This window comes from Streptomyces sp. NPDC104367 (assembly GCF_055583825.1).
In genome coordinates, this window is the sequence record NZ_JBVJND010000012.1 from 61,698 (window position 1) to 79,151 (window position 17,454).

The 17,454-nt window shown below is 73.3% G+C and carries 18 protein-coding genes; 11 read left to right on the top strand and 7 right to left on the bottom strand.

Annotated elements, in window-relative coordinates:
* Positions 1 to 18: 18 nt before the first annotated feature.
* On the bottom strand, positions 19 to 1,683 hold the full coding sequence (hutU, locus tag ACZ619_RS19495) for a urocanate hydratase (RefSeq protein ID WP_469600197.1): 1,665 nt from the start codon (positions 1,681 to 1,683) through the stop codon (positions 19 to 21).
* Positions 1,684 to 1,822: 139 nt separating this feature from the next.
* Between hutU and ACZ619_RS19500 the strand changes: the two genes are divergently transcribed.
* The 5 genes from ACZ619_RS19500 to ACZ619_RS19520 all read left to right on the top strand — a co-directional run bounded on the left by ACZ619_RS19500 (position 1,823) and on the right by ACZ619_RS19520 (position 5,537).
* The gene (locus ACZ619_RS19500; RefSeq protein WP_469600199.1) at positions 1,823 to 3,229 is read left to right on the top strand and encodes a type III PLP-dependent enzyme domain-containing protein; all 1,407 of its coding nucleotides are present in this window, start codon (positions 1,823 to 1,825) and stop codon (positions 3,227 to 3,229) included.
* Between the two features lie 171 nt (positions 3,230 to 3,400).
* Positions 3,401 to 3,790 (top strand): hypothetical protein, encoded by a 390-nt coding sequence (locus tag ACZ619_RS19505; RefSeq protein WP_469600201.1) that lies wholly within the window; start codon positions 3,401 to 3,403, stop codon positions 3,788 to 3,790.
* Complete coding sequence (locus tag ACZ619_RS19510) at positions 3,787 to 4,578, top strand: transcriptional regulator (RefSeq protein WP_469600202.1); 792 nt, start codon at positions 3,787 to 3,789, stop codon at positions 4,576 to 4,578. The genes ACZ619_RS19505 and ACZ619_RS19510 overlap by 4 nt, the downstream gene beginning before the upstream one ends.
* Positions 4,579 to 4,609: 31 nt before the next feature.
* Positions 4,610 to 5,146, top strand: a complete 537-nt coding sequence (locus ACZ619_RS19515) for a roadblock/LC7 domain-containing protein (protein WP_469600204.1) — start codon at positions 4,610 to 4,612, stop codon at positions 5,144 to 5,146.
* 16 nt (positions 5,147 to 5,162) lie between these two features.
* Entirely contained in the window at positions 5,163 to 5,537 is a 375-nt protein-coding gene (locus tag ACZ619_RS19520; RefSeq protein WP_469600206.1) for a roadblock/LC7 domain-containing protein, read from the top strand.
* Between the two features lie 8 nt (positions 5,538 to 5,545).
* Here the strand turns inward: ACZ619_RS19520 and ACZ619_RS19525 are convergent, their stop codons facing one another.
* The 3 genes from ACZ619_RS19525 to ACZ619_RS19535 all read right to left on the bottom strand — a co-directional run bounded on the left by ACZ619_RS19525 (position 5,546) and on the right by ACZ619_RS19535 (position 8,522).
* Positions 5,546 to 6,148, bottom strand: coding sequence for a hypothetical protein (locus tag ACZ619_RS19525; RefSeq protein ID WP_469600208.1), 603 nt, complete (start codon positions 6,146 to 6,148; stop codon positions 5,546 to 5,548).
* Positions 6,149 to 6,243: 95 nt separating this feature from the next.
* Positions 6,244 to 7,086 carry a MurR/RpiR family transcriptional regulator gene (locus tag ACZ619_RS19530; RefSeq protein ID WP_469600210.1) on the bottom strand — a complete coding sequence of 281 codons (843 nt, stop codon included), beginning with the start codon at positions 7,084 to 7,086 and terminating at the stop codon, positions 6,244 to 6,246.
* Positions 7,083 to 8,522, bottom strand: a complete 1,440-nt coding sequence (locus ACZ619_RS19535; RefSeq protein WP_469600614.1) for an aromatic amino acid ammonia-lyase — start codon at positions 8,520 to 8,522, stop codon at positions 7,083 to 7,085. Before ACZ619_RS19535 ends, ACZ619_RS19530 begins: the two co-directional genes overlap by 4 nt.
* A gap of 294 nt (positions 8,523 to 8,816) precedes the next feature.
* Here ACZ619_RS19535 and ACZ619_RS19540 point away from each other — a divergent pair, with 294 nt between their 5' ends.
* The gene (locus ACZ619_RS19540) at positions 8,817 to 9,437 is read left to right on the top strand and encodes a carbonic anhydrase (protein WP_469600212.1); all 621 of its coding nucleotides are present in this window, start codon (positions 8,817 to 8,819) and stop codon (positions 9,435 to 9,437) included.
* Positions 9,438 to 9,509: 72 nt separating this feature from the next.
* Complete coding sequence (locus ACZ619_RS19545; RefSeq protein ID WP_469600214.1) at positions 9,510 to 9,920, top strand: hypothetical protein; 411 nt, start codon at positions 9,510 to 9,512, stop codon at positions 9,918 to 9,920.
* A gap of 6 nt (positions 9,921 to 9,926) precedes the next feature.
* Here the strand turns inward: ACZ619_RS19545 and ACZ619_RS19550 are convergent, their stop codons facing one another.
* Positions 9,927 to 10,688, bottom strand: a complete 762-nt coding sequence (locus ACZ619_RS19550; RefSeq protein ID WP_469600216.1) for an SDR family oxidoreductase — start codon at positions 10,686 to 10,688, stop codon at positions 9,927 to 9,929.
* A 145-nt stretch (positions 10,689 to 10,833) separates the two neighbouring features.
* On the opposite strand from ACZ619_RS19550, the gene ACZ619_RS19555 reads away from it, so the two are divergent.
* Positions 10,834 to 11,682: a helix-turn-helix transcriptional regulator gene (locus ACZ619_RS19555; protein ID WP_469600218.1), complete on the top strand. Its 849-nt coding sequence runs from the start codon at positions 10,834 to 10,836 to the stop codon at positions 11,680 to 11,682.
* Between the two features lie 333 nt (positions 11,683 to 12,015).
* Here ACZ619_RS19555 and ACZ619_RS19560 read toward each other — a convergent pair whose 3' ends face one another.
* Positions 12,016 to 13,407, bottom strand: coding sequence for a cystathionine beta-synthase (locus ACZ619_RS19560; RefSeq protein WP_469600219.1), 1,392 nt, complete (start codon positions 13,405 to 13,407; stop codon positions 12,016 to 12,018).
* A 150-nt stretch (positions 13,408 to 13,557) separates the two neighbouring features.
* Between ACZ619_RS19560 and ACZ619_RS19565 the strand changes: the two genes are divergently transcribed.
* From ACZ619_RS19565 to ACZ619_RS19575, 3 genes are all read left to right on the top strand, one after another.
* Positions 13,558 to 14,667 carry an SGNH/GDSL hydrolase family protein gene (locus ACZ619_RS19565; protein ID WP_469600221.1) on the top strand — a complete coding sequence of 370 codons (1,110 nt, stop codon included), beginning with the start codon at positions 13,558 to 13,560 and terminating at the stop codon, positions 14,665 to 14,667.
* A 106-nt stretch (positions 14,668 to 14,773) separates the two neighbouring features.
* Positions 14,774 to 15,994 carry an acetyl-CoA C-acetyltransferase gene (locus tag ACZ619_RS19570; protein ID WP_469600223.1) on the top strand — a complete coding sequence of 407 codons (1,221 nt, stop codon included), beginning with the start codon at positions 14,774 to 14,776 and terminating at the stop codon, positions 15,992 to 15,994.
* 271 nt (positions 15,995 to 16,265) lie between these two features.
* Positions 16,266 to 17,054, top strand: a complete 789-nt coding sequence (locus tag ACZ619_RS19575; protein WP_469600225.1) for a hypothetical protein — start codon at positions 16,266 to 16,268, stop codon at positions 17,052 to 17,054.
* 18 nt (positions 17,055 to 17,072) lie between these two features.
* Here the strand turns inward: ACZ619_RS19575 and ACZ619_RS19580 are convergent, their stop codons facing one another.
* Positions 17,073 to 17,384, bottom strand: coding sequence for a hypothetical protein (locus tag ACZ619_RS19580; protein ID WP_469600227.1), 312 nt, complete (start codon positions 17,382 to 17,384; stop codon positions 17,073 to 17,075).
* Positions 17,385 to 17,454: the final 70 nt, after the last annotated feature.

The following is a 17,454-nucleotide window of genomic DNA, read 5'->3' on the forward strand; positions in this document are numbered from 1 at the left end:
GTGCGCCTTCGTGCGGGGTCACGCGTCGTCACCCTCGCGCATCGGTACCCGCACGCCCCGCTCGTCCGCGACCGACTCCGCGATGTCGTACCCGGCGTCCACGTGCCGGATGACGCCCGTCCCGGGGTCGTTGGTGAGGACCCGGCGGATCTTCTCACCGGCCAGCTTCGTGCCGTCGGCGACCGTCACCTGCCCGGCGTGGATGGAGCGGCCCATGCCGACCCCGCCGCCGTGGTGGACGGAGACCCAGGAGGCGCCGGAGGCCACGTTGACCATGGCGTTGAGCAGCGGCCAGTCGGCGATCGCGTCGGAGCCGTCGAGCATGGCCTCGGTCTCCCGGTACGGGGAGGCCACCGAGCCGCAGTCCAGATGGTCACGGCCGATCGCCAGCGGGGCGGCCAGCTCACCGCTCGCGACCATGTCGTTGAACCGCTCGCCGGCCTTGTCCCGCTCGCCGTAGCCGAGCCAGCAGATCCGCGCGGGCAGACCCTGGAAGTGGACCCGCTCCCCGGCCATCCTGATCCAGCGGTGCAGGGACTCGTTCTCCGGGAAGAGGTCCAGGATCGCCTTGTCCGTCTTGTGGATGTCGGAGGCCTCACCGGACAGCGCGGCCCAGCGGAACGGGCCCTTGCCCTCGCAGAACAGCGGCCGGATGTAGGCGGGAACGAAACCGGGGAACGCGAACGCCCGCTCGTAGCCCGCGAGCTGTGCCTCGCCGCGGATGGAGTTGCCGTAGTCGAAGACCTCCGCGCCGGCGTCCATGAAGCCGACCATCGCCTCGACATGCTTCGCCATGGACTCACGGGCGCGGGCGGTGAAACCCGCCGGGTCCTTGGCCGCGGCATCGGCCATGTCGTCGAAGTGCACGCCCACCGGCAGATAGGCGAGCGGGTCGTGGGCCGAGGTCTGGTCCGTCACGATGTCGACGGGCGCGCCCTCGGTGAGCATCCGGGGCAGCAGCTCCGCCGCGTTGCCCAGCAGGCCGATGGAGAGCGGGCGGCGGGCGTCGCGGGCCTCGACGGCGAGCTGGAGTGCGTGCTCCAGGCTGTCGGCCTTCACGTCGAGGTAGCGGTGCTCGATACGGCGCTCGATGGCGCGCGGGTCGACGTCGACACAGATCGCGACGCCGTCGTTCATCGTCACCGCCAGCGGCTGGGCACCGCCCATGCCGCCGAGGCCCGCGGTGAGGGTGATCGTGCCGGCCAGCGTGCCGCCGAACTTCTTCGCGGCGACGGCGGCGAACGTCTCGTAGGTGCCCTGGAGGATGCCCTGGGTACCGATGTAGATCCAGGAACCGGCGGTCATCTGCCCGTACATGGTCAGCCCGAGCGCCTCCAGACGGCGGAACTCCTCCCAGTTGGCCCAGTCACCGACGAGATTGGAGTTGGCGATCAGCACACGCGGAGCCCACTCGTGGGTCTGCATCACACCGACCGGCCGGCCCGACTGGACCAGCATCGTCTCGTCCTGCCTGAGGGTGCGCAGGGTGCGGACCATGGCGTCGAAGGAACGCCAGTCACGCGCGGCCTTGCCCGTGCCGCCGTAGACGACGAGCTTGTCGGGATGCTCGGCGACCTCCGGATCGAGGTTGTTCTGGAGCATCCGCAGAGCGGCCTCCTGCTGCCATCCCAGGGCACTCAGTTCCGTACCGCGCGGGGCTCGTACGGGGCGGGGTCCTGACATGGTCTGCCTCCTCGGATGTTCTTGCGGATATTCACATCCTGGACTTCTGAATAGAGCTAGTCAATACATCGGTCCGCCAGCGTGGCCGCGCTCCGGGTGTTTGGCTGGACTTATGGGCCTTAAGGGTGCGGGCGACGACATGTCGGGGGACGTCGTGGACGAGAGCGAAGCGACCAGGGACGGGTGCGGGGACGACGGCGAGCGGGTCGTGCGGCGGGACGACGCCGTGCGGGCGGCGGTGGAGCAGGGACTGCTGGGGCCGGACGCGCCGATCGTGGGCCTGCTGGACGTGACCGGCATCCGCGGTTCGGCGGCGGCGCTGCGCCGGGCGTTCGCGGCGGTCGCGGCGCCGGGCGCGGAGATACTGCACGCCTTCGCGGTGAAGGCGAACCCGCTGGTGCCGGTGGTGCGGCTGCTGGCCGGGGAGGGGATCGGCGCCGAGGTGGCGAGCGCCGGCGAGCTGGCGCTGGCGCGGGCGGCCGGGGTGCCGGCGGCGCGGACGGTGTTCGACGCGCCCGCCAAGACGGCGGCGGAGCTGCGCGAGGCGCTGGCGCTGGGTGTCGCCGTGAACGCGGACAACCCGCAGGAACTCGGCCGGATCGACGCCCTCGTGCAGGCGGCGGGCACCGTCCGCGCGCCGCTCGGCCTGCGGGTGAACCCGCAGATCGGGGGCGGCACGATCGGGGCCACCTCGACCGCGACCGCGACCTCGAAGTTCGGGGTGGGACTGCGGGACGAGGGGGCGCGGGAGTGGGTCGTCGAGGCGTTCGCCCGGCGGCCGTGGCTGACCCGGCTGCACACGCACATCGGGTCGCAGGGCATCCCGCTCTCCCTGCTGGCACGGGGCGTGGCGGAGACGTACGCGCTGGCCGAGGAGGTGAACGCGCGGCTGGGGCGGCGGCAGGTCGACACCCTCGACATCGGCGGCGGGCTCTCGGTCAACTTCGCCTCCGAGGTGACGGAGCCGACGTACGCGCAGTACGCGCGGCTGCTCGCGGAGGCGGTGCCGGGGCTGTTCGACGGGCGGTACGCGCTGGTGACGGAGTTCGGGCGGTCGCTGCTGGCCCGGCACGGCACGGTGGTGGCCCGGGTGGAGTACGCCAAGAGCGCCGGCGGGCGGCGGATCGCGGTGACGCACGCGGGCGTCCAGGTGGCGCCGCGGACGGTGTACGTGCCCGAGGCGTGGCCGGTGCGGATCGCCGCGTACGACACCAAGGGGCGGCCGAAGGAGGGGGCCCCGGTGGTGCAGGACGTGGCGGGGCCGGCCTGCTTCTCCGGCGACCTGCTCGCCGAGGGGCGCGCGCTGGCACCGCTGGAGCAGGGCGACCTGGTGGCCGCGCTGGACACCGGCGCTTACTACTTCGGCAGCCACTACTCGTACAACTCCCTTGCCCGGCCCGGGGTTTACGGCTTCATGCCGGACGGCGCGGGAGGCGTGGCGTTCGCCGTCGTACGCGAGCCGCAGACCGTCGCGGAGATCGTGGCCGAATCCGGAGGGGCGCACGCCGACGCGCTCACCACCCCGCGTGCAACCGGGAGCCGTTGAGACACCTCGGACACAAGGATCAACTGGTTCCAAAAGCAGCCCAGTTGACCAACACTAGCCTGCCGGGCGCACGTTCCACTGGAAAATGCCAAACGACTCACCCCTCCCGCACACGTTGCGTAGTGTCTGCGTCACTCAACCGGAGTCCCAGGCGGCGGGAGGGGAGCCACGGTGCCCGGAATCGATGAGTGCCTACTGGAAGCGATGCGACTGCCCGGCGCAAGGGGCGCCGCGCTGGTCGACTGGACGAGCGGGCTGGCCCTCGGCACGGTCGGGGAGGCGCCCGGCGGCGACCACGAGACCACCGCCGCGGAGGCCGCCGAACTGGCCCGGCTGGCCGCCGAGCACGGGGCGTTCAGCACCGAGGACGAGACCGATCTGAGCCCTCCGGTGGAGGACCTGATCGTCAGCAACCGGGACAGCTACCACCTGCTGCGGTTCGTGGTCACGTCCTTCGACGCCACCGTGTTCCTGCACCTGTGGCTGACCCGCGAGGACGGCAATCTCGCCCTCGCCCGGATCCGGCTCGGCGAGATGGCCGAGCGGCTGGTACTGGGATGACCGTGGTCAGAATGCCTCCGCCGCTGCCGGTCCGGGACCGCGCCACGGCACCCGACCGGGCGGCCGGCGCGCTCTCGCCGATGCTGATCCGCCTCGCCGAGGAGCGGGCCACCGGTGTCCTGATCCGCGAGCACGGCAGCCTGCACCTGGTCGAGGGGCGCGTGGTGCACGCCGAGAGCCCGCTCGCCCCCGGCCTCGACGTGCTCCTCACGACCCACGGCACGCTGGACGCCGCGGCCTGGCCCTGGACCGACGACATACCCGCCGCGGCCCACCGGCTGCTCGCCGCCGGCCTGCTGCCGGAGGGCGCCCTGGAGCTGTGCGGGCTGAGCGCGCTGTACGACGCCGGGTACTTCGCGCTCGCCCCCAGCGGCACCCCGGGCCGCTTCCGCTACGACACCCCGGCCGTCCCCGCTCCCCTGCACTCCGTCCCCGTCGCCGCCCTGGAGCGCGAGACGCTGCGCCGCCGCGAACTGCTGCACCGCCTCTGGCCCGACCCGTCGTCCGACGGCGCGCCGCTGATCCGCGCCGACCCGCTCGACCCGCCTCCCGTCACCGCCCGTCAGCGGGCCCTCCTGGACCGGGTGGACGGCGTCCGCACCGCCCCCGAGATCGCCCGCGAACTGGGCCGCCAGGCCTTCCACACGCTGGTGGACGTACGGCGGCTGGCGGCGGCCGGCCTCCTCGTCCCGGCGCGCACACCGGCCGCACCACCCCGACTTCCCCCCGTCACCGACCCCGACATCGCGCTGCTGAAGAGGCTCAGGGATGCGCTGGAGGCCCTTTGAACGGCATCGACCCGCCGAGAGGAGACAGCTGATGGCCTCAGAACCAGGCAGCTCCGACAGAGAGGCCGTCCTCGACGAACTGCGCCGGCTGCGCTCCCGGATGCCCCAGCTCACCGGCGCCCTCGCGGCCGGGGTCGACGGCCTGGTCGTCGCCCACGACACACCGGGCGTCGACCCGGAGGGACTCGCCGCCCTCACCGCCGCCGAACTCGGCGTCGCCGTCCGGCTCTCCGACGCCACCGGCAAGGGCGACCTGAAGGAGCTGCTGGTGCGCGGCGAGGACGGCTACGTCGCCACCTACGCAGCCGGCCGCAGCGCCGTTCTCACCCTGCTCGCCGAGGACCGGGTGAACGTCGGCCGGCTCCACCTGGAGGGCCGCCGGGCCGCCGCCCGGATCGGGGAGCTGGTCGACGCCGCCGAGGCCGCCGCCAAGGCCCTGCGGCCCGCCCGCGCCACCACCGCACGGACCAGAACCACGCGCACGCCACGCACCAGCACCAGCACCAGCACCAGCACCAGCACCAGCACCAGCACCACCCCCGACGCGCGCACCGCAACCGACAGTTGAGAGGAACCGGAAAGTCATGGCCAACACCGAAACCGCGTTGAAAGAGTGCCTGACCTCGATCGAGGGCGCCACCGGCGTGGCGCTCGTCGACTACACCAGCGGGATGGCCCTGGGCACGATGGGCGGCAGCAAGTCGTTCGACCTGAACGTGGCCGCCGCCGGCAACACCGACGTGATCCGCGCCAAGATGCGCACCATGGAGCACCTCGGCCTCAAGGGCGACATCGAGGACATCCTGATCACGCTCTCCAACCAATACCACCTGATCCGGCTGCTCAAGGGCCGGGGCGGCAACGGCCTCTTCCTCTACCTGGTGCTCGACCAGGCCCGCGCCAACCTGGCGATGGCCCGCCACCAGCTGAAGCGGATCGAGGAGGAGCTGGAGGTCTGAGGAACCCGTCAGACCAGCGCCGCGGTGCGGCGGCGGGACCCGCCCGGGGCCGCGTCGCCCGCCGCGATGCCGGTGCCGCGGTACGCCCTGACGGTCTTGGCCGAAGGTCCGCCGCCGCGCCCGTCGAGCCAGTCGACGCGCAGCCACACCAGCTGCTCGGCGGCCTTCTCCCGGCGGCCCAGCCAGGCCGCCTTCAGACGCAGCCCGGTACCGGTGCCGGCGAGCAGCATGCCGCCGGCCGCGGGCAGCGCGAAGGAGCTGCCGAGCGCGACGACGAAGGCCAGCAGCAGCCACCAGCGGTGTCCCCGGCGCCAGTTGCGCACGGTCACGGCCCGGTCCTGGAGGACGTCGTGCTTGCCGGCCCGGGAGGCGCCGTGCAGCAGCGCGGTGTACCGCTTGCGCCGGGTGAGCGCCACGACGGCGGCGCCCACGAGGAACAGCGCGGCCCCGGCCAGCACACCGATCCGGCGGCCGGTGATCCCCGGGGGCAGCACGCCGACCCCGGCCGCGAACACCCCGGCCCACCACAGGGGCGCGGCCCCGGCCCGTACGACGACGGCCACCCGGGCCAGCCCCTGTCCACCGCGCCCCTGCCGTACCGCACCCGCCATGTCGGCAGCCTCCTCGCCGCTCTTGTCCCGGTCCGTGTGCGGGGACGCTAACGAGCGAACGTGAGACGAGTCTTAAAGCCGGGCCGGCGAGGGGCTCACTCCACGAAAAGACCCCGGGCCGCCGCCCGGGTGTCGAACTCCTCCAGGCGGGCCTGCGCGTCCGGCAGGTCGTCGCACATCGCCTCCAGCAGCACCCGGCCGAGCAGCATCGGCGCGCACGCGGTGTCGAAGGCGAGGCCGGTGCCGACGGCGGCGGGCAGCAGCAGGTCGGAGACCTTGGCCACGGGCGCGAACGCGGAGTCGGCGACGGTCACCACGGTCAGCCCGGCCTCCTTGGCGTAGCCCAGGGTGTCCACGACCTCGCGCGGGTGCCGGGGCAGCGCGAAGCACAGCAGCGCGGAGGCGCCGGCGAGGACCGCCGCGTCGATCCGGTCGTGGATCATCGTGCCGCCCTCGTCGAGCAGCCGGACGTCCGGGTGCACCTTGGCGGCGAAGTAGGCGAAGCCGTAGGCCTGCGCGGCGGCGGCGCGCAGCCCGAGCACCGGCAGCGGCCGGGAGGCGGCCAGCAGCCGCCCCGCCTGCGCAACCGGACGCGGGTCGGCGAGCACCTCGGCGAGATGGCGGAGGTTCTCGATCTCGGCCTCGACGGCCTGCTGGTACTCGTTGTACGTGCCGGAGCCGGCCGCCGGCTCGGGCGGCACGACCTCGCGCAGGTGCTTGCGCAGTGCCGGGTAGCCGTCGAAGCCGAGGGCGACCGCGAAGCGGGTCACGGAGGGCTGGCTGACGCCGGCCAGTTCGGCCAGCTCCACGCTGGACAGGAAGGGCACGTCGGCGGCGCGCCGCACCATGCTGTGCGCGATGCGCCGCTGGGTCGGCGTGAGCCGGTGCCCCTCGAAGAGCGCCTGCAAGCGAGTCGCAGGGCTGTCGGTCACGTTCATGACGTGCTCCCCCTCCAGATGTCCGTGAACCGGTCGAGCAGCCCGGCCGCCGTCGTCACGTCGTCCGTGAGCGGCCGGTCGGCCGGGTCCGCCTCCAGCGCCGCCTCGGCGAGCTCCAGCGCCCGGCCCGCCCCGAGCCCGGGGTCGGGACGCAGGTCGCGCTGGCGCAGCGCCCGTACGGCGGCGACGAGTTCGCAGCCGACCACCAGACGGTACGCACGGCAGGCGCGCAGCGTTTGACGGGCGGCGAGCGAGGCGAAACTGGCCTGCTCCTCGACGCCTCGGGAGAGTACAGCGTGCCCGAGGGAGGCCGGCGCGGAGAAGGCGCGCAGATCACCGAGGGCGGCGCCGGCGGCGTACTCCAGGATCATCACGCCGGAGGAGGCGGGCTCCTGGTCGGCGAGGAAGGGGCGCAGCCGGGTGTAGGCGGGCTCGTTGAGGGTGGACAGACGGGACGTGGACAGCCGTGCGACCTGGGTGACGGCGAGCCTGAAGTGGTCCAGGGCGAGGGCGAGCTGCGCCTGGTAGAAGCCGCCGTGGTGGTAGGCGGCGAGGTCCTCGGGGGAGATGAGGGGGTTCTCGGCGGCCGCGTTGAGCTCGATCGCCAGCACCCCCTCCAGGGCGTCGGCCGCGTCCTGGGCCGGGCCGTGGATCTGGGGCAGGCAGCGGAAGCCGTACGGGTCCTGGATGCGGCCGAGCGGCGGGGTGGGCCGGTCGGCGGCGCCGGTCAGCCGCCGCATCCGGCGGGCGACCTCGACGCTGCCCCGGTGCGGGCGGGCCGCGTGCACGGGGGCCGCGTAGGCCTCGTGGGAGCCGTCGACGGCCAGCAGGGACAGGGCCGCGACCACCTGGGTGGCCTCGATCAGGCCGCGCAGTTCGTGCAGGGCGAGCGCCGACTGGCCGAGGGTGAGGGCGTTGCTGCTGATCAGGGCGAGCGCGTCGTTGTTGTCGAGGGGCTGTGCCGCGGGGGCGGCGGCGCCGCGCCAGGGGTGTTCGCCGGCCAGCGCGAGCCCGACCTGGGCCAGTGCCGCGATGTCCCCGGTGCCGACCGAGCCGAACTCGTTGACGACCGGGTGGGCGCCGGACTCCAGCGCCTCGCACAGGGCCGTCACGATGCTCGGCCTGAGCCCGGCGCCGCCCGCCAGCAGCTGGTTGGCCCGCACCGCGAGCAGCGCGCGGACCTGCCGGGCGGGCAGTTCGTCGCCGATCGCGCCGGCGTGGCTGCGCAGCAGCCGCAGTCCGTGTCCGGCGGCGGCCTCGGTGGGCACGTCCTCGTTCCGGTTGGCGCCGACGCCGGTGGAGCGGCCGTAGACGCGGCCGGTCGCGGCGATCTGCCGGGCGGCGTTCCAGGACTCCTCCGCGCGCCGCATCCCCTGCGCCCCGGGGACCGGCCGCGCGGTGCCGTCGGCGAGGCGCACGACGTCCTCGACGCCCATACCGGCGCCGTCGAGGACCACCGGGCCGCGACGCGCCGCCCCGGCGGCGTCCAGGACACGGGACGACCTCACGCACGCACTCCCCTCGACCCGGGACGAACTATTCACCCACCGAGAACTCTGCATGACGTTATGCAGCCGGGCAAGGCGCGTCTCGCGATCCGGTTCGGCGGACCCCGCCGGGTATCGCGAGGGCGATGATCCGGCCAAGGGCGGTTAAACCGATACGGAACGTGACGGTGCCGCCGCTTAGAGTGATGGGATTCTGCACGCACCAGCATCTGAGGAAGCGTCATGGCCTCCACCCCCCGGGCCTTTCCGGCCGCCACCGCCGTCGGCGCGCCGGCCGTCGCCTTCTCCTCGGCGGCCGTCGCCCCGGCCTCGGCGAGCGCCGCCCTCGACGAACTGCTCCAGGGCAACCGGCGGTACGCGGGCGGCCGTCCGCGCCGCGCCCGGCCCGCCGGACGGCGCCCGGTCGCCGTCGTCCTCGGCTGTGTCGACTCCGCCGTCCCCGAACTCGTCCTCGACCAGGGCTTCGGCGACCTGCTCTGCACGAGAACGGCCGGGCTGGTGCTGGACGAGGCGGTGCTCGGGGCCGTCCAGTACGGCGTGCAGGAGCTGCGGGTGCCGCTGGTCGTGGTGCTCGGCCACGAGGGCTGCGGTGCCGTCGCCGCCGCGCTCGCCCGGCTGACCACCGGCGCCCCGGTCCCGGGCCACCTGGAACTCCTCGTCGAGGAGATCACCCCGGCCGCCCGCCGCACCCGGGCGCTGCCCGGCGACTGGGCCGGGCACACCATGCGGGCGCAGACCCTGTGGGTGCGGGACGTGCTCCGGGCGGACGGCGCGTTCGCGGGGGCGTCGGTGGTGGCGGCGCGGTTCGACCCCGGCAGCGGGCTGGTCTCGCTGCTGCCCTGAGGGCGGACCCCCGTACGGATGCGGGGGATTGCCCCAGTGCGGCGGGCGGCCCGGGTCCCTAGCGTGAACGCCATGACGGACGCGCGTGACACCGATCTGAAGAAGGACCTCGCCGCCACCCTGCACGCCCGCACGGAGCTGGGGCCGGAGTACGAGTCGGCACTCGTCGACTCCTTCCTGGAGAGGATCGACCAGCGCATCGACGGCGCGGTCGAACGCCGGCTGCGCCGCGGGCTGGCGGAGCAGCGGATGCAGGCGGCCCGCGGGGTCCGCGGGCCGAAGGGGACCGACTCCTGGGGCGAGCGCTTCGGCTTCGGGATCGTCTCGCTGGTGCTGGCGATCCCGCTGTCGGCGATCGGCGGGGGCATCGCCCACCTGCCGGGGCTGCTGGTCACCTGGGTGGGCATCGTCGGCGTCAACGTGGCCCAGGCGGTCCGGCTCAACCCCGGTCTGTTCCGCCACCCCGGCCGCGACGCCGACTGACCCCGCTCAGGCCTGCCGGGTCGGCAGCACGACGATCTGGCCGAGGTTGACGTGCCGGGGCCGGCTGGTCACGTAGGCCGCCAGGTCGGCGATGTCCGCGGCGGCCAGCGAGCCCACCGCCTCCAGCATGCCGCCCAGCTGCCCCCGCAGCTCCTCCGAGCCGATGTGGTCGGCCAGTTCGGTCCGCGTCAGTCCCGGCTCGATGTTGGTGACGCGTACGTCCCGCGGCCCGAACTCGCTGCGCAGCCCCTGCGAGAGCTGGGTGACGGCGGCCTTGGTGGCGCCGTAGACCGCGTAGCCGGGGAAGACGACGTGCGCGCCGATGGACGACACGTTGACGAGGTCGGCGGTGCCGCCGCGCCCGGCCGCCGCCACCAGGTCCCCGGTGAAGGCCCGCAGCACCCGCAGCACACCGGTCACATTGGTGTCGATCATCCGCTCCCACTCGTCGGTGCGGCCCGCCTCGACCGGGTGGGGCAGCATCACCCCGGCGTTGTTGACGACGAGGTCGACCGTGCCGTAGGCCGCGTGCACGGCGTCCGCCGCGGCCCGCACGGACGCCTCGTCGGTGACGTCCGCGGCGACGGCGAGGGCCTGGCCGCCGTCCGCCCGGATCTTCGCCACGACCGACTCCAGCCGGTCCGCGCGCCGGGCGAGCAGCGCCACCCGGGCGCCCTCCCCGGCGAGCCGCACGGCCACGGCCTCCCCGATCCCGCTGGCGGCTCCGGTGACGACGGCGGTACGGCCGGACAGGTTGTCGTACGACATGAGGTACTCCCTGGTCAGTGCCCCGGGGCTGTCCCGGTGGCGTGTCACCACCGTCGCCGGGTTCGCGCGCCCTACCCAGGGATGCGCTTTTCCTGGGTCCGCCAGTACCAGGCTCGCGGCAGCCCGCTCACCTACGATCGAACGCATGGACGGTGATCTCGGAGACTTCCTGCGTTCGCGCCGTGCCCGCATCCGGCCCGAGGAGGTGGGGCTGCCCTCGTACGGCCGGCGCCGGGTGCCCGGGCTGCGCCGCGAGGAGGTGGCACAGCTGGCGGGGGTGAGCGTCGACTACTACATCCGCCTGGAACAGGGCCGGGGACCCGGCGACCCCTCCCGGACGAAGTCCGGGGGTGTCTCCGACGCCGTCCTCGACGCCATCGCGCGCGTGCTGCGCCTGGACGAGACCGAACACGCCCATCTGCGGTCCGTGGCCCGCCCGCGCAGGTCCGCGCGGCGGCCGGCCGGCCCACGGGTCCGGCCCGGTGTGCAGCTGCTGCTGGACGGCATGGACCGGACCGCGGCGTTCGTGCTGGGCCGCCGGATGGACGTGCTGGCCTGGAACGCGCTCGCCGACGCGGTGAACGGCTTCGGCGCGCTCACCCCGGAGCGGCGCAACATCCCGCGCATGGTCTTCCTCGACCCCGCGGCCGGGGACTTCTACCCCGACTGGGCCGCCGTCGCCGCCCAGGCCGTCGCCAACCTGCGGATCAGCGCCGGCCGCCACCCCGACGACCCGGCGCTGAGCGCACTGGTCGGCGAACTCTCCGTCAGGAGCGCGGACTTCCGGCGGCTGTGGGCCGACCACGAGGTCGCGCAGTGCGCGTACGGCGTCAAGCGCGTCCGGCACCCGGTGGCGGGGCTGCTCACGCTGCCCTACGAGACGCTGACGGTCCCGGCCGACCCGGACCAGACGATCGTGGCGTACACCCCGGAACCGGGCTCGGAGACGGCGGAGCGCCTCGCCCTGCTGGGCAGTTGGGCGAAGACCGGCTGAGGCCGGACGGAGTAATGCGCGGGGACCGCCGCACCCCCGTTACCGGGGGGCGGGACGACGGCGGTCCCCGCGAGGGACATGAACCGGGTCAGGGCCAGGTCTCACGTCCGGGCGTCCTTGGAGGTCCGGGAGCCGCTCCGGAGGTCCTTGGACGTTCGGTGCCGGCCGAGGCGGGGAGCCGCTCCCGCCCTGCCGACACCCACTAATCTGCCGGACCCGTGTTAAGCGTGTGCTGCGCGGACGTGACGCGCTCGTACCACTTCCGCGAAGTCCACCGCTCGGACCGGGGAACAGCAAGTTCCCCGGCGTCACGGGCGGTTCACCGGACGTTCGCTACTGCCTGCCGCCCTTGGCGAGAAACGCCAGCAGGTCCTGCCGGCTGACCACGCCCGTCGGCTTGCCCTCGACGAGGACGATCGCCGCGTCGGCCGTGCCCAGCACCGACATCAGGTCCCCGACCGGCTCGCCGGAACCGACCTGCGGCAGCGGCGCGGACATGTGCTTCTCCAGCGGGTCCTCCAGCGAGGCCCGCTTGCTGAACAGCGCGTCCAGCAGCTCCCGCTCGACGACCGAGCCGACGACCTCCGCGGCCATCACGTCCGGGTGGCCGGCGCCCGGCTTGACGACGGGCATCTGCGAGACGCCGTACTCGCGCAGCACCTCGATGGCCTGTCCGACGGTCTCCTCCGGGTGCATGTGGACGAGGGAGGGGATGGAGCCGCCCGCCTTGTCGCTGAGCACGTCGCCGACGCGGGCGCTCGGGCCCTCGTCCTCCAGGAAGCCGTAGTCGGCCATCCACTCGTCGTTGAAGATCTTGCTCAGGTACCCGCGGCCGCTGTCCGGCAGCAGCACGACCACGACGTCGTCCGGGCCGAGCCGCTCGGCGACGCGCAGCGCGGCCACGACCGCCATCCCGCAGGAGCCGCCCACCAGCAGCCCCTCCTCCTTGGCCAGGCGCCGGGTCATCTGGAAGGAGTCCTTGTCCGACACGGCGACGATCTCGTCGGCGACCGTGCGGTCGTAGGCGGTGGGCCAGAAGTCCTCGCCGACGCCCTCGACGAGGTACGGCCGGCCGGAGCCGCCGGAGTACACGGAGCCCTCCGGGTCGGCGCCGACCACCTGGACGCGCCCGTCACTGGCGTCCTTCAGGTAGCGGCCGGTGCCGGAGATGGTCCCGCCGGTGCCCACGCCGGCCACGAAGTGGGTGATCCGCCCCTCGGTCTGCTCCCACAGCTCGGGGCCGGTCGAGTGATAGTGCGAAAGGGGGTTGTTGGGGTTGGAGTACTGGTCCGGCTTCCAGGCCCCGGGGGTCTCCCGGACCAGCCGGTCGGAGACGTTGTAGTACGAGTCCGGGTGCTCCGGGTCGACGGCGGTCGGACAGACGACCACCTCGGCGCCGTACGCCCGCAGCACGTTGATCTTGTCGGTGCTCACCTTGTCGGGGCACACGAAGATGCACTTGTACCCCTTCTGCTGGGCCACGATCGCCAGTCCCACGCCGGTGTTCCCGCTGGTCGGCTCGACGATGGTGCCGCCCGGCAGCAGTTCCCCGCTCTTCTCGGCGGCCTCGATCATCCGCAGCGCGATGCGGTCCTTCACGGACCCGCCCGGGTTGAAGTACTCGACCTTGGCAAGGACGGTGGCCGAGATGCCCTGGGTGACGCTGTTGAGTCTCACCAGCGGGGTGTTGCCGACGAGACTGATCATCGAGTCGTGGAATCGCACCGTTGTCTCCGGTTTGCTTGCAAAAGAAGTGGTCATGGTGGTCCCGCCAGCCTACGGGGCACCTCGGAGGTTCACTCCCCGTTGAGATTGGCGGACGGTCTGTACGGGGCAAGGAGTGGATGTACGGCAACGAGGAGGTGGCGGCGACGTATGACGAGCATGTCGAGGGCACGGGTGGCCCGGCGCATCGCGGCCGGTGCGGCGTACGGCGGCGGCGGGATCGGACTGGTCGGCGCGGCCGCGGTGGGACTGGTGCTGGCCGAGGTGCGGATGGCCAGGACGCGGGTGGGCAACGGCGGCGGTGGCCGGGTGCCGGCGGCCGAGGGCAGCTACGGCGAGGGGTACGGCACTCCTGGTGAACCGCCGGTGCGGCTGGCGATGCTCGGCGACTCCACGGCCGCGGGACAGGGGGTGCACCGGGCCGCCCAGACGCCGGGCGCCCTGCTGGCGTCCGGGCTCGCGGCGGTCGCCGAGCGCCCGGTCGAACTGCGCAGCGTGGCCCTGCCCGGCGCCCAGTCCGACGACCTGGACCGCCAGGTGGCGCTGGTCCTGGGCGCCGCCGCGCCCGTCCCCGACGTCTGCGTGATCATGATCGGCGCCAACGACGTGACCCGGCGCATGCCGCCGACGCGCTCGGTGCGCCATCTGTCGGCGGCGGTACGGCGGCTGCGCACGGCGGGCGCGGAGGTCGTGGTCGGCACCTGTCCCGACCTGGGCACGATCGAGCCGGTGCGCCAGCCCCTGCGCTGGCTGGCCCGGCGGGCGTCCCGCCAGCTGGCGGCGGCCCAGACGATCGGCACGGTGGAGCAGGGCGGCCGCACGGTGTCGCTGGGCGACCTGCTGGGCCCCGAGTTCGAGGCGAACCCGCGCGAGCTGTTCGGCCCCGACAACTACCACCCCTCGGCGGAGGGCTACGCGACCGCGGCGATGGCCATACTGCCGACGGTCTGCGCCGCCCTCGGCCTCTGGCCGACGGAGGAGGAGCGCCCCGACGTCACCCGCCGCGAGGGCTTCCTGCCGGTGGCCCGGGCCGCGGCGGAGGCGGCGGCCGAGGCCGGCACGGAGGTCACGGCGGCCATGCCCACGGGCCCCCGCGGCCCCTGGGCCCTGCTCAAGCGCCGCCGGCGCCACCGCGTCGAGGCGCCCGCCGCCGAGGAGGCCGGGCCGGACGCCTCCCGCAGGGCCGCGGGGAACCGCGCGACCGGCCACGACGAGCCGGCATCCGCCCATCCGCCCCTCGGCGGCCAAGCAAGCGCTTAGAAAGTGCGGTCAGTGTCACACCCCGAGCCGGGTGACCGATGACATACGTACGGGTAACTTCCCAAGCACCCCTGCCAGTCCGTACAGACGTCAATGGAGCCGTGAGATGCCCGAAGCAGTCATCGTCTCGACCGCCCGTTCCCCGATCGGCCGCGCCGTCAAGGGCTCTCTGAAGGACCTGCGCCCCGACGACCTCACCGCGACGATCATCCAGGCCGCCCTCGCCAAGGTCCCCGAGCTGGACCCGCGGGACATCGACGACCTGATGCTCGGCTGCGGCCTGCCCGGCGGCGAGCAGGGCTACAACCTCGGCCGGATCGTCGCCGTGCAGATGGGCATGGACCACCTGCCCGGCTGCACGATCACCCGCTACTGTTCCTCCTCGCTCCAGACCAGCCGCATGGCCCTGCACGCCATCAAGGCCGGCGAGGGCGACGTCTTCATCTCGGCCGGTGTCGAGATGGTCTCCCGCTACGCCAAGGGCAGCTCGGACGGCCTCCCGGACACCACCAACCCGCTCTTCGCCGAGGCCCAGGCCCGGACCGCCGCCACCGCCGCGTCGACCGGCTCCATCTGGCACGACCCACGCGAGGACGGCCTGCTCCCCGACCCCTACATCGCGATGGGCCAGACCGCCGAGAACCTGGCCCGCGTCAAGGGCGTCACCCGCCAGGACATGGACGAGTTCGGCGTCCGCTCCCAGAACCTCGCCGAGGAAGCCGTCAAGAACGGCTTCTGGGAGCGCGAGATCACCCCGGTCACCCTCCCCGACGGCACGGTCGTCAGCAAGGACGACGGCCCCCGCGCCGGCGTCACCCTGGAGGGCGTCGCGGGCCTGAAGCCGGTCTTCCGCCCCGACGGCCTGGTCACCGCCGGCAACTGCTGCCCGCTGAACGACGGCGCCGCCGCGGTCGTCGTCATGAGCGACACCAAGGCCCGCGAGCTGGGCCTCACCCCGCTCGCCCGGATCGTGTCGACCGGCGTCTCCGGCCTCTCCCCCGAGATCATGGGCCTCGGCCCGGTGGAGGCGAGCAAGCAGGCCCTCGGCCGCGCCGGCCTGACCGTCGGCGACATCGACCTGGTCGAGATCAACGAGGCGTTCGCCGCCCAGGTGATCCCCTCCTACCGCGACCTCGGCATCCCGCTGGAGAAGCTGAACGTCAACGGCGGCGCCATCGCCGTCGGCCACCCCTTCGGCATGACCGGCGCCCGCATCACCGGCACGCTCATCAACTCCCTCCAGTTCCACGACAAGCAGTTCGGCCTGGAGACGATGTGCGTGGGCGGCGGCCAGGGCATGGCGATGGTCATCGAGCGCCTGAGCTGACCCCTGAGTGACCGTCACGGGACCCACCGTGACGCCACGGCCCGGTGTTCGGGGAAACTCCGAACACCGGGCCGATTTGTGATCCAATCTCCCCCAGGATGTGACCTATCTCCCTCTGTGGGCATATCACCGCAGGTCAGCGCAGCTGTCCCAGTAAACCCAAGGGCCAAAGTCCTGTCCGGTTCGTGACGTTACGCACTGACAGCTTGATAGTCCACCCTTCAAGCTGATGTAGGAAGTCGGGGGTCGACCTTGAACCGGGAGTACGTCAGTGAGCGCCATGCCGATCGCCTTGCTGCTCACCACGGCCGCCACCGGCGCCGTGGGCGTCGCTGTCCTGCGCACCGTTCTGAAGCTGCGCCGTCAGGTCGCCGAGCTGCACACCCAGCTTGCCCAGAACCAGGCCGCCACCATGCGCGCGCTGCTGCCGGCCGCCCGCACGGCCCACGCGGAGGAGATACGCGCCGCCGTGGCCGAGGCGCTGGCCGAGGAGCGGGAGCGGGAGCTGGCCGAGGCGCGCGCCTTCTGGGCCGCGCAGGAGTCGCGTGACGTCTCCGACACGCCCTCGCTGCTGGGCCTGGCGGACGGTGAGCTGTTCCTGCCCCGGCAGGGCGACTTCGCGGGTCTGGAGCCGGTCGCCGAGGCGACCGCGGAGACCGACGAGTTCACCGGCGGTGCGGCCGAGTCGCCGGAGCTGGCCGCGGCCCGTCGCCGGCACCCCTCGCACCCGGACTTCGTGCCGGTGCAGTCCCCGGTCGTCAACGACCACGAGCGCACGGTGTCCACGCTGGAGCAGCTGGCCGAGTCGCAGGTCGAGCTCTCCGACGTGCGTCCGGGACCGCTCGGCACGCTGGACGTCTACGTCTTCGCCGACGGCACCACCCTGTGCATGACGCCGGGGCACCGGGAGACCGCCGAGCGGCTCGCCGCCGCGCTGGGCGCCGGTGAGACGCCGTACCTGCTGGGCGGGTCGGGTGTCTCGGGCGCCTACACGCTGACGTTCGCGTGCGGCGAGGAGAACGTGTACATCCTGGCGGACCGGGTCATAGCCTCGCTGTGACCCCGGGGGCGCCGGGGCTCACACCCCCGCCCTCTTCTGCGCCTCCTCCACCAGGCGCACCGCGTCGCCGACCTGCGCGTCGCTGTCCAGCACCACCGCCAGGTCGTTCCCGGCGACGGTGATCTGGTCGGCGACCGCGAACATCCCCGCGTCCGGCATCTCGCGGGCGTCGGCGTCCGGTTCCTCGACCGTCTGCGCCCAGTTCGCCAGCTGCCTGGCCAGAGCCAGCGCCTCCGCGGCGGCCCCTCGTTGCAGCCGGCTCTGCGGTGCCGCCCTCAGCTTGTCGGCGAAGTGCTCCACGGCACGGGTAAGAGGCGTCGTATCAACCACGCCGCGAGCGTAACGCGTGCCACCGGCCGTCCTGTCACGACTGTTGCCAACACGCCAACACTCAGGCACG